The sequence below is a fragment of the Mesobacillus maritimus genome, assembly GCF_019749255.1.
Lineage (GTDB): Bacteria > Bacillota > Bacilli > Bacillales > Cytobacillaceae > Mesobacillus_B > Mesobacillus_B maritimus_A.
In genome coordinates this window covers 80,600-92,664 of sequence record NZ_JACWFH010000012.1, presented here as the reverse complement: position 1 = coordinate 92,664, position 12,065 = coordinate 80,600, and the positions used below count along the sequence as shown (strand labels likewise).

Annotated in this window: 6 protein-coding genes and 1 riboswitch; of the genes, 4 read left to right on the top strand and 2 right to left on the bottom strand. The window is 39.7% G+C overall.

Annotated features, from left to right (window positions below; genetic code table 11):
- Positions 1-61: 61 nt before the first annotated feature.
- Entirely contained in the window at positions 62-1,864 is a 1,803-nt protein-coding gene (gene glmS, locus H0185_RS10850) for a glutamine--fructose-6-phosphate transaminase (isomerizing) (RefSeq protein ID WP_221873514.1), read from the bottom strand.
- Between the two features lie 275 nt (positions 1,865-2,139).
- Here glmS and H0185_RS10845 point away from each other — a divergent pair, with 275 nt between their 5' ends.
- Together H0185_RS10845 and H0185_RS10840 are read left to right on the top strand one after the other, a co-directional pair.
- On the top strand, positions 2,140-2,394 hold the full coding sequence (locus H0185_RS10845; RefSeq protein WP_221873513.1) for a helix-turn-helix domain-containing protein: 255 nt from the start codon (positions 2,140-2,142) through the stop codon (positions 2,392-2,394).
- Between the two features lie 227 nt (positions 2,395-2,621).
- Positions 2,622-3,716, top strand: a complete 1,095-nt coding sequence (locus H0185_RS10840) for an acyltransferase family protein (protein WP_221873512.1) — start codon at positions 2,622-2,624, stop codon at positions 3,714-3,716.
- Between the two features lie 71 nt (positions 3,717-3,787).
- Here the strand turns inward: H0185_RS10840 and H0185_RS10835 are convergent, their stop codons facing one another.
- Positions 3,788-3,961 carry a hypothetical protein gene (locus H0185_RS10835; RefSeq protein WP_221873511.1) on the bottom strand — a complete coding sequence of 58 codons (174 nt, stop codon included), beginning with the start codon at positions 3,959-3,961 and terminating at the stop codon, positions 3,788-3,790.
- A gap of 387 nt (positions 3,962-4,348) precedes the next feature.
- Here H0185_RS10835 and H0185_RS10830 point away from each other — a divergent pair, with 387 nt between their 5' ends.
- Both H0185_RS10830 and H0185_RS24450 read left to right on the top strand, forming a co-directional pair.
- The gene (locus H0185_RS10830) at positions 4,349-6,268 is read left to right on the top strand and encodes an LPXTG cell wall anchor domain-containing protein (RefSeq protein WP_221873510.1); all 1,920 of its coding nucleotides are present in this window, start codon (positions 4,349-4,351) and stop codon (positions 6,266-6,268) included.
- A gap of 480 nt (positions 6,269-6,748) precedes the next feature.
- Positions 6,749-6,834: riboswitch (cyclic di-GMP riboswitch) on the top strand.
- A 23-nt stretch (positions 6,835-6,857) separates the two neighbouring features.
- Complete coding sequence (locus tag H0185_RS24450; protein ID WP_221873509.1) at positions 6,858-11,792, top strand: pectinesterase family protein; 4,935 nt, start codon at positions 6,858-6,860, stop codon at positions 11,790-11,792.
- Positions 11,793-12,065: the final 273 nt, after the last annotated feature.

The following is a 12,065-nucleotide window of genomic DNA, read 5'->3' as shown; positions in this document are numbered from 1 at the left end:
TTCCTATTTTGTAAATGGCGTTGCAAATTACTCTAGCTATGCAAGAGGAGTTTAATTTTTATTATTCAACCGTTACACTTTTGGCTAGGTTTCTTGGTTTATCTACATCGTATCCTCTGTGCAAAGTGGCATAATAAGCTAGTAATTGAAGAGGAACAACCGAAACAAGAGGTGTTAGGTGTTCGTGTACCTCTGGAACTGTGAATTGATCGCTTTCGTTGTTTATCCCTTCCATGGATATCGTCAATACATTGGCACCGCGCGCGATGACCTCTTTCGCATTGCTGCGAATGCTGGCGCTGACGTGTTGCTGAGTGACTAAAGCAATGACAGGGGTTCGGTCCTCAATGAGTGCAATGGTTCCATGCTTTAGTTCCCCTCCGGCAAACCCTTCAGCTTGAATATAGGAGATTTCCTTTAGCTTCAAAGCTCCTTCTAGACAAACGAAATAATCTAAACCGCGGCCAATGTAGAAAGCATTTCGGGTCATACCTAAGAACTCCCATACAAGGTTTTCGATTTTCTCTTTTTGATTCACAATCACTTCCATGGCATTAGCAGCTAAACTTAGTTCCTTTAAAGGATTAAAGTCATTGTCCAAGCCTTTTAATTTCCCTATATCGCAAGCAAGTAAAGCGAAAACAGCCATTTGCGCAGTATAAGCTTTTGTGGAAGCAACAGCTATTTCAGGACCTGCATATGTATAAAGGGTAAAGTCTGCCTCGCGGGATAGCGTTGAGCTCGGCACATTGGTGATCGTTAATGTACGATGGCCCAGCTTTTTCATTTCAACTAATACACCACGGCAATCGGCCGTTTCTCCGCTTTGCGAAATAAAAATAAAGAGCGGGTTTTTCGATAATAACGGTAAATTATATAGAAATTCACTTGCAACATGGACTTCTACAGGGATTTGGCTGTACTTTTCAATCAGTTGTTTCCCCACTAATCCAGCGTGATAACTTGTTCCGCAAGCAATCATATAAATCCGGTCGGCTCCTATTACCGAGGAACGGATCTTTTCATCAATCGAAAGTTCACCGAACTCGTTTTGGTATTTGGAGAGAATAGTCCGAATTACAAGCGGCTGTTCATCAATTTCTTTTAACATGTAATGCGGGTACGTTCCCTTTTCAATATCACTTGCGTCTAATTCTGTTCGGTAGGGGCTTCGAGTGATGTTTTCGCCCTGTAAGTTCTTAATCGATAATGAATCTTGTTTTAATACCGCGATTTCCTTATCCATTAACTCAATAAATTGATCTGTCACTTGCAGCATGGCAATGGCATCACTTGAGACTACATGGAAACCTTCTCCAATCCCGATAAGCAGAGGACTTTTATTTTTTGCAATATAAATCGCTTCAGTATTTTCTTGATCTAAAAGAGCGAGAGCATAAGAGCCTTTTACTATTTTTAAGGTTTCCAGGAATGCTGGCTCCGTATCAAGTCCATCCTTAACAAAACGGTCCATTAAATGTGCGATTACCTCGGTATCTGTATCACTGACGTGTTCCACATCAGGTAAATATGTTTTCTTTATTTCCTCATAATTTTCAATAATGCCGTTATGAACGATTGTGAAACGCCCACTAGAGCTTTGGTGCGGATGAGCGTTCGTTCGACTTGGTTGACCATGAGTAGCCCATCGTGTATGACCGATACCTATGTCGGCCATAACATCTTGATTGATACAAGCTCGCAGTGCGGCAATTCTTCCTTTTTCTTTGAAAATCTGCAGGCCTTCATTGTTCATTAAGGCAATTCCAGCAGAGTCGTAGCCCCGGTATTCTAGCTTCTCTAACCCTTTGACAAGGATCTCCTTGGCATCCTCGTGACCAATATACCCAACAATTCCACACATTCCTTAAGTCCCCCCTAGATTATTTCTCCAATTCTCTTATTGTTCTTTATGTAGAATACGTACTTTATAGAGAACACAATTGAAGTATAAGGCAAAAGACTATGGGACTAAAATCCCATATTTATTCAAAAAACCGCATTTAGAGCGGTAAATCACCTGTTTCACTTCCTATTTCTCGGTTTTTCTTTCATTTACCGGGCTTTATAAAGAACTAAAACGTTTTATATAATGAACAAGCGTAGCTAGAAGTACTCGATAGGAGGGAAGCTTATTTAATGATTGGTAAACGAATTAGAGAGCAAAGGGTAAATAAGGGACTTTCGTTATCGCAGCTTGCGATACAAGCTGGGGTAGCGAAGTCTTACTTATCTAGTTTAGAAAGAGGACAGCAACAGAACCCGTCAATTGAGATTTTAAAAAAGATTTCTATCCAATTAAATGTGGACATAGATAGTTTGATCGGGGAGGGTGCTCTTGAACATGAACGGACAGGGAATGTAAAGGAGAAAGGGGAAGGGAATAAGGAATAAGAAGTTCGGGAGTTCGGCAAATTGATTGAACACTACAACTGTCACTCTAGTAAAGAATAACTACTAATCAAGGGATTGAACTTAGAGGAGGGAAGTAAAGGATTTCCCTTTCGTATCTAGAACCTATATGCTCAACTCCACAAAGATTGGTGGATAACGATATAACTGCTTATTCTTACCGTCAAATCAATACATGGAAAAATGAACACTAAGGAGTTGGAGTTGAGTTGAGAAAAAAACTAGTATTCATACAATTTTCTCGTGCGTTAGTCCCTATGATGGTTATGCTTTTTCATATATCAGAGAATATGAAGGATTATTTCCAATTTAATTTATTAGGAATTTCATATCTTCCCATATCAGGTGGTGTAAACTACTTTTTTGCTCTATCTGGTTTTATGCTCTACTACATATATCGAGGTAAAATTGGGGATAGTAACCATATTAAAGGATTTCTACTCAGTCGGTTTATCCGAATTTATCCACTCTATTGGGTTCTTACTTTAGTGGCTGTACCAGTTTTATTTCTTTTTCCTTCTCTCGGCACAGGACAGGCAATCACTTTCAAATCTATTATTTTTTCACTCCTGCTTTTTCCTAATGAACTTGATCCTATCCTTGATGTAGCTTGGTCATTAGTGCACACAGTCTATTTTTACTGGATTTTTTCTTTTTTATTTTTCCGAAGTGTCAAGCTTTCAAAATTGATCCTGGCTTTTTGGGGAATAACCTCTTTAGGATTTTTTATGGGGATATTCTGGTCAAATCATAAGATGATGTACTTTTTCTTTAACCAGTATAATTTAATTTTCTTGGCTGGGATTTTGTCTGCTTATTTGATTACAAGATATAAATTTAATTTTAAAATGTCTGTTATTCTTACCGTAATCGGTATGTTAGGATTCCCCTTAACATGGCTGAATTATGTTTATAAAGTTGTAAATATTGATTTCGACCTTGGTACTGGTTTATCTTCCATTCTTATTATTTTTGGATTAGCCTCTATAGATATACAAAAAAACATCAAAATTCCAAGGGTATTTAACTATTTGGGGAATGCGGCATTCGCCATTTACTTATCCCATAACCTATTTTTAAATGCTTTTTCTGAGCTGTTTAGCAGATTCTCTATTTTTGAGTCAATAGGCGGAGCGTTGACAAGTATTAGTTTCCTTGTATTAATCTTATGTACAGGATGTTTGGTACATTCTTTCATTGAGAAACCTCTTATTTCTAAAATGAAATGGATGATCCCGAAGAATAATACTGCGGTTACTAAAGTTAATGGTGCAGAAAATCCTTCAAGCCTGAACGTGTCATAAATGAGTTTCTAAAATTTAATCCAACATCCTGAAAAAGGCATGATTCCTGTAATATAGGAATCATGCCTTTTTCACTCAACCCATTTATTTACCAATCGTTTTTCTAATTCCCTTTTTGCCAGGTCTTTCTCCCACTGAGGATAGTCATGGTCGAGAATCCATTGTAGTTGATAACTGTCCATAATGGATAACAATTGATGAAAGAACATCACCTTCCATTTGTGCGGCCACATATTTTTTTCCATCCTCCTCTTATCGAAATCAGTATCTTCCTCTCCTGAGTATGAACGTAAAATCAGCTTATTATAAATTGTGTTTTTCAATACCCGTTTATATATACTTTTAAACCAAGTTTTGGGATATTTTCTGTTCAGGTATCTTCACTAGTCGCGGTTTGACGAGAGTAATGAAGAAATTTACTTGTATTTTACACTGAGGTGAGAGGGAAATTTGTAATCAATAATGTGGGTAAGCCAAGAATCCTTCCTGTGTTCCCTTAAATTATTATACTGGTATAATTTACCTTGAGGGAATAATTGGGTTCCCTGTTATAATTTATTGAGCAATGACTATCGTCATAGTTCTATTGTTCTAAAGGTCTATGCGTTTCTTAAAAGGGAGGAGTTTTTTTAATGTGGAAAGGTATTTTTGCATTCGTTTGCCTGATTCTCATACTTTCAACTATTTCTAGTGTGACTTTGGTTCAGGCAGAAGAGGAATATTTGGTTTATGATGATTTTGAATCATCCGAACTTACTCAATCTCCAGCTTCAACAGGTGCGATTGGAGATTATATGATAGAGCCCTATACGAATCAAGATGGTGTGGAATGGCTAAACAATGAAGAGGAAAACTTTGCTCAGATTGTCCAAGATCCTTTAAATGGAGGGAACACCGCCTTAATGCTTATGGATAAACAAGACAGCGATATAAGCAAGGGCGGGGCAACGAGAATTGTTCACGATCGTTTTTCAACGCAAGCAAAGGATTCAGCTGTAGTGGTAGAGTTCAATTTTATGGCAGAAGAAATTGGTTCTAACTCTCGATTCCGTTTGATGAATAAGGGTGGAAATCATGCCATGGTTTCTCTTGAAACAGATGGGGATACCCTAGTTTATCGTACAAAAGATGGAGGTAAGGCAACTCTCATTGAGAACCTTACGCCCAATACTTGGTACCATGTAAGTATCAAAGCGGATATGCCAACGATGAAGTATGATGTTGTCATTACTGGTGGGGGAAATGCAGAGGTACATAATCTTGATTTCTATCAATCTGTTTCTGATTATGGTCGGTTTGATGTTAATACTGGGAACAGCTCGACTTCTGTTTACTATCTAGACAATGTTCATATGTTTAATACTCCGACTACCCCAGTGGCACCAACTGAGGTGCCAGATGTCACTGCTCCTGGAGAATATCTGATTCAAGATGATTTTGAAGGAAGCTGGCCGACAGAACCAACCAATACCAAAACACATTCATTCGGAAATTATGACATCACCATTTCAAGTAATAAAGGCAGAAATTGGGTATATGACCCTAGTGAAAACTATGCCCAAATTGTCCAAACGCCAACTCTGGAAGAGAACCTAGCGTTGAAACTACATGATAGCAATGGCTCCTCCGCTACTGAGGGAGGGTTAACTCGTGCAATTCATCAGAACTTCCTTCCACAAACTTTGGACAAAGTGGTCGTAGTTGAATTTGATCTGTTGGGTGAAGCATTTGGTTCCAACAGCCGTGTTCGACTCATGAATAAAGGTGGAAGTAAGGCGTTAGTTTCTCTGGAAACTTCAAGAAATGGTTTAGAGTATCGTACAGCAGATGGGAAGAAAGAGTTAGTTGAGGATCTCCAAGAGAATACATGGTACCATTTTAAAATTGTTCTGGATATGCAGTTACAGAAGTATAACTTAATGATTACCGGTGGTAGTGAGGTTGAGCTTCGTAATCAACCATTCTATCAAAATGCAGCAGATCTAGGTAGACTCGATTTGAATACTGGACATAGTTCTATTTCCACGCTCTACTTTGACAATATCCAAATGTACGACCCTGCCCAAGCTCCTACCCAACCTACTGAAGAAGCTGGGGAAACACCAGTGGAACCGACGGAAGAGGAGCAACAACCAGCCGAACAGTTGGAAGAAGAAGAGCCGCAACCAGTTGATCAGGTGACAGAAGAAGCAGGCGAAAACAGTAATCATCCAGAAGAACCAATTGAGCAGCCAGACAAGGAACAATCAGATGTTGTAGTTCCTACTGATAAAGAGCAGAGTCATAAGGATAAAAATGTTGCATTAGAGCAGAAAAACGAAGAAACTGTTCAAGAGCAAACTGACAGAGAAACTTTGGAAAGCAACGAAAGAGTCGATGCTTCGGAGGTTACTCAAAGTACCGAGAATGTAGAAAATGTTGAAGACATCGGGAATAATGAACTTCCTAATACAGCTACGAACGCAGGTAATCTTCTAGCAATGGGGATCGTGCTTATTTTTGCTGGGGTGGGTTTATTCGCTTTAGGAAGAAAGCCTAGAAGAGAATTTTAATGATGTTGCCTGATATCACAGAAAGTATATCTGTATAATAATATATTGAGGGTCCTTTCGCGTTTAGCGGGAGGGCTATTTTTTAATTCCTCAGAAAGTGGATAATTTTATCGCTTCTTTGACAATTAAAAAACGAATGGAATTTGGCTAGGGGAAACAAATGACCTAATCTGCGCTTCTTGTAAATAGATATTGCTATATTGGTATAACTTACCACTGGAAAATTATTGTTATTTTGGTATAATTCAATTGTGATAAATATCACCTGAGTTCTGTAGCTATTCTATGGCTGTGGGGCTTTTTTTTACCTAATTCACAAGTCTATATACCTATAAAAATCCCGAAAAGTGGTTATAGGTAGGGGCTAATTGTACCAGATTTCCTAATAGGAAGAAGGAGGGATAGACAGGAATTAGATTGCACAAACCATAAACTGTTTTTATTCAGGAATGGTGGTGCAATAGGATTTACTACTAAAAAGTCGGAAAAAGGCAAACTATCTCGAAAGGGTAGGACGCAAAGCCGCGGGTCTAAGGTGCTAACGCTATGACAGCTGGGTTACCCGGCGAGGTGAAGGGGAGACTTTTTAGTGAAGAAATTTTTCAGGATATTTTTAAGTGTACTGATAGTCATGCAGGGACTTTTGGGTGTGGGGGTGTCTGTTAATGCGGCCACTCTGCCACAAAGTGGCGAAACCTACAATTATGACTTTTCAGATTTGAAGTCATACGGAAATGGTAATCCAATCGATCAGGTGATGTCATCGGATGGTTTGGTAACAATCAATAGTAATGGGGCCAAGATATATTATCACGGTGAAGAACATGGCCTCGCAGTGAGAAAAGGGAATAGTTTTGACATAAAAGTGGCAGGTAATGCAAAAATTTCTTTTATCTTATGTCAGTATAGTAAAGAAGGAACGATTGATGTTTCTGGCGGTGCTCCAGGGAGCCATTTATTTAATGAAAGCACTCCATTAAAAGTACCTACAGATGGTGAGAAAGTGAGTTTCACTTATTCCGGTGATGCAACGACGTTAACCTTCACAGTTAACAGTGGTGATGGTGAAAGCTATGTTCACGGAATCGAAGTCGAAAACCTACCAGAAGGAGTAGATATTACTCCATGGGTTCCTAAAGACTTTTCCCTTCAAATCGGACAAGAAACTTTAGCAATCAAAGGGGCGGCTTCAAAATCAGATGCTACAACAGCAAACATCACTTCTGGTTCTGTTTACAATACTACAAGTGAGAGTGCGTACATAAGTACTGATTTAAAAGGGAAAATTTTAAGTTCATCTGAGGTAAAGAACCTTAGCTCAGATGTTGTGAAGAATATAAAAGTGGAATCGGACGGGATTGTTGTTACGTTTGCCGACCAAGCTACAAATCCAAAAGAGTTTCGCATCAAGGTTCAAGATCGTGGTTCTTTTAAAACTCCAGATAAAGGAGAAGAATTCTCCTTTGATTTAGCTGGAGGAGACATTCCGACTGAGATCTTGCTTGATACCTATACAACAGACAATGGAATTTTAGCGTTTGGAAAAGGCAATGATAAGAGCCCTAAATGGCACGACAGTTCTCACGGGTTATCTGTGTTCAATGGGAACTATTTTGATGTAAAAGTAGCTGGAGATGCTGATATCACTTTTGTCATCTGTGCATATAGCAAAGAGGGACATTTAGAGGTGACGAATCTAGCAGCTGGCGGAGAAGGTTCTTTTGATAGGAATATCTTTAAGGCCGGTACAGACGGGGAAGAGATTACTTATTCTTATACTGGGGATGCTACGACACTACGCTTCACACTTCAAGGTGATACAGGGGAAAATTATCTTCATGCCATTAAGGTGAGTAACAAAGGCCAAGCAGAGGGTTCACCAGTAGTTGAGGAACAAGGCTCTATGCCATATGAAATTGATGAAAATGAATCATTAAATGTGATTCCGGATGGACATCGATTATATGTCAATCACACTGATTCTAATGCCAATATTGAGACATTAAGTAACATTGGATACTATGTCTTTGATGGTCGAACAGATGCTACGACAATCGAGGCAGATATCGAAATCCAAGAGGTTGGAAACACAAGTAAGAATGGTGTGTTCTTCGGATTGTTTGAGGATGCAGACCAGATTTCTACGATTGCTTCTGTGGGACTTCGCGGAGATAAAAAAATTAGAAATGTCTACAATAAAAAAGAAACACCAACTATCGCAACTGCTGGAAGCATGGATATCCAATATGCTGTTGGGGATGTGATTCACCTTGTTTCTACAAAAGGCCAAAATGGCTGGAATACAGAAGCTACAGTGAATGGGGAAACTAATAACGCAACAATTGCTTATTCTAAACTTGCTAATATCAGTGAGAATCAGAGCGTCAGACATGGTTTTGCTTTTGCGAACGTTCGTGCAGTTGTGACGAACTTACGTTTAAAGGATGAAAATGGCAAAGAGTTATATAGTCAAACGAAAGCCTATGAAGCAGTGGGGAGTGCACCGACTGTAACGTCTGTAGCAGAGCCTACGATTTCACCTGACCGAAAGACCGTTACTGTAAACTGGAGCGGAGATAAGGCTGAAGGCGATGGAGCCTACGTTGTCGAGCTATCCACTGATGGAGGAAAAACGTATTCCATATTAGACAACTATGTGATGGACAATACGTATAGTGTTGATGTTGTAAAAGATGGAACGTATCAGTTTAAAATCTATGGAAGTATTCGTGATGAAAAGACCCCTGCAATGGAGTCAGCTGCGATTGAGGTATTAGTTCCGCTTGCTAATCCTGAACTTAGCATTGAGAGTGGAGATGGAGTTTTAACTCTGAACTGGAAAGCCGTTGCTAAGGCAACAAGCTATGAAATTTACCGCAAATCATCGGAACAAGCTGATTATTCTTTGTTAGCTGAAGTCTCTGAGACAACCTATGAGGATACAGATGTAGTCAACGAGACACCGTATTCTTATTATCTCATTGCAAAATCAGCAACTAACTCAAGCGTTGCTTCCGAACCTACTCTGTCTGTTCCCTCGGCAGGCCGAGTTGGGAAATATGCGTACGAGGACGAAGCAACTGCCATCACCATTACGATGAAACCAAATGACACGGTTTACACCAATCAAGTTATGCTTCAAGGTAAGGTAGAAAAAGCCGGTACAATGGAATTGGTTGTAAATGGTGAAAAGCGTGAAGCTCTTCCTTTAGTAGCTGGTCAAATGTTTGGTTATGCGGTCAACCTAGACCAGGGTCGAAACGATGTTAATCTGTATTTTACAGATGAAGAGGGAAAGGTGACTAAAAAAACCTTTAACTTTGTTTATCTAACCAATTATGACATGGTGGTAGATTCAAGCTATACAGGTGAGGAAGGCGCGGTTTCTGCAGAACAACCTGGTGTTCAACAGTTTAGTACGGTTCAAGCAGCAGTTAATGCAGTACCAAGCGATAATCAAGAGAGAGTCGTCATTTTGGTAAAAGCCGGAACATATGTTGAGCATTTAAGAGTAACTTCACCATTTATTAGTTTAATTGGGGAAGATCGCGATCTAGTGAATATTCAGTTCTACGATCCAGTTTTATCACCAGAAGGTGGAGATACAGCTCTTCGTAATGCAGTGTATATAATGAAATCGGCAACAGGTTTCTCGGCGGAAAACCTAACAATTGAAAATACCTATGAATATCTTGGGGATGGCACAAAGTCAAATGAATCAGCCGATGCACTACGAGTAGATGCTGATCTAAGTACTTTTGTAAATGTTAAATTGGTCGGGTATCAAGATACTTTGTATGCAAGTTCAAATCGCCAGTATTACTACAAGAGCTATATTGTTGGAAACGTAGATTTCATCTACGGAGCAGCGCAAGCGCTGATTGATGATTCAGATGTTGTGTTCCGCTACAATGCGACTAAAAATAGTGGCTATGTAACGGCACCTAAAACAGATGCTGATAAAAAATATGGGTTTATTTTCAATAATAGTAGAATCACCGCAGAGGACGGGGCATCTGGTTCAAAATATTTATTAGCTCGTCCATGGGGACCAGACGGTGGGGCAACCTTTATTAACACTTATATGAGTGGAATTATCAACAAGGACACTCCTTATAATGACATGAGTGGAAATCTTGCTGAGAATGCACGATTCTATGAATATTACACGTACGGTGAAGGGTTCTCGATTCATAGTGGTCGCCCACAGATTTCTAAGAGTCAAGCTGAAGAAATGTTAACAACTTCTTTCTTAGGATGGGATCCATACACAACCATCAAGGATCTTTCAACTTTCTATGTGGGAGACATCCTAGCAGAAACTCCAGAAGAGGAGACGCCTGCTGAGGAAACTCCAGTGGAAACTCCGGCAGAAGAGACACCAGCTGAGGAAGTTCCAGTGGAGACACCAGGAGAAGAGACGCCAGTTGAGGAAGTTCCAGTCGAGACACCGGGGGAAGAGACACCGGTTGAGGAAGTTCCAGTCGAGACACCAGGAGAAGAGACACCAGTTGAGGAAACGCCAGTGGAGACTCCAGGAGAAGAGACACCAGTTGAGGAAACGCCAGTGGAAACTCCAGGAGAAGAGACGCCAGCAGAGGAAACTCCGGTTGAAACTCCGGCAGAAGAGACACCAGCTAAACAAGAGCAATCTGTTGTTGTTGCGGTAGCTGAAGTTACTAAAGGCAAGGCAACCATTTCGGATCGCGACGTTGCTAAAGTAACAACTAACGGAACTTTTAAAGTGAACCTTGAAGATGAAGAAATCGAAAAGGTTTCAGTTGTTTTAACTAAAGAGCAAGTAGAAGAGTTAATGGCTAAAGATGCTACCCTTTCTATTGAAAATAAAGGGGTGATGGTTGAATTGCCAATTAGCATCTTTGAAGAAGAAGGTATGAGTGTTTTATTAGAGAAACTGCCAGCTGTAAACCATGCACATAGTGATGTTTATGATTTCACTATCACACAAGGTGATCGCGTTGTCAGTGACTTCGGTGAGCCTGTCACATTATCATTTGATGTTAACCTTGATGGAGTAGAAGATCCTTCGAAACTAAAGGTATTCTATTTAAATGAAGAGACAGGGGAATGGGAGAAAATTGGTGGAAGCTATGAAAATGGCGTCGTTACCGCTCAAACGTATCATTTCAGTCGCTACACTGTATTTGAGGAATCTGACATAATTGTTGCGGACCAAGGTGAGCAGAGTCAAGAGGTAGTAACAAGTGAAACTCCACAACCTTCAGATGAGAAAACAGAAACAGAAGGAACAACTTCTGAAAAAACTAGTGATGAAGCTTCTGATAAAAATCGTGAATCTGCTCCAACCGTTGCGACAGACTCAGAGGCGACTCAAAGTGTTAAAGAAGCAGACGCAACTGGTAGTAGGAATGATGTTAACGAAAATAATGAACTACCAAACACAGCAACCAATACAGGTAACATTCTAGCTATGGGTATCTTATTCGCTGTCGCAGGTATTGTATTGTTCTTTATGAGAAGAAAAACTAGAAAAGAAGTTTAAAAGGGACAGAGGGACAGGTACCTTGTCCCAGAAGTTCAAAACAAGAAAAAGACCTCTTCGCTATCAAGCGAAAGGTCTTTTTTTGGGGACAGAGGGTCAGGCGCAGTGTCTAAGCGCTTTTGCTGGTATTAAACTTATATCCATGCATATTGGAATCTGGTCAAGTGTGCAAAAACTTTTTGCTCCTGAAATGGTGTATGGCAATAAAAATAATATTTAATAAGCGATTTCTATACTAAGATAATATTCGTTCTTGTGAGGTAGCCTCTTTGA

What these genes read in the sequence shown, in the direction of transcription:
- H0185_RS10835 (WP_221873511.1), bottom strand. Translation starts at nt 3,961, where the DNA reads ATGGAAAAAAATATGTGGCCGCACAAATGGAAGGTGATGTTCTTTCAT.
- glmS (WP_221873514.1), bottom strand. Translation starts at nt 1,864, where the DNA reads ATGTGTGGAATTGTTGGGTATATTGGTCACGAGGATGCCAAGGAGATC.
- H0185_RS10845 (WP_221873513.1), top strand. Translation starts at nt 2,140, where the DNA reads ATGATTGGTAAACGAATTAGAGAGCAAAGGGTAAATAAGGGACTTTCG.
- H0185_RS10830 (WP_221873510.1), top strand. Translation starts at nt 4,349, where the DNA reads ATGTGGAAAGGTATTTTTGCATTCGTTTGCCTGATTCTCATACTTTCA.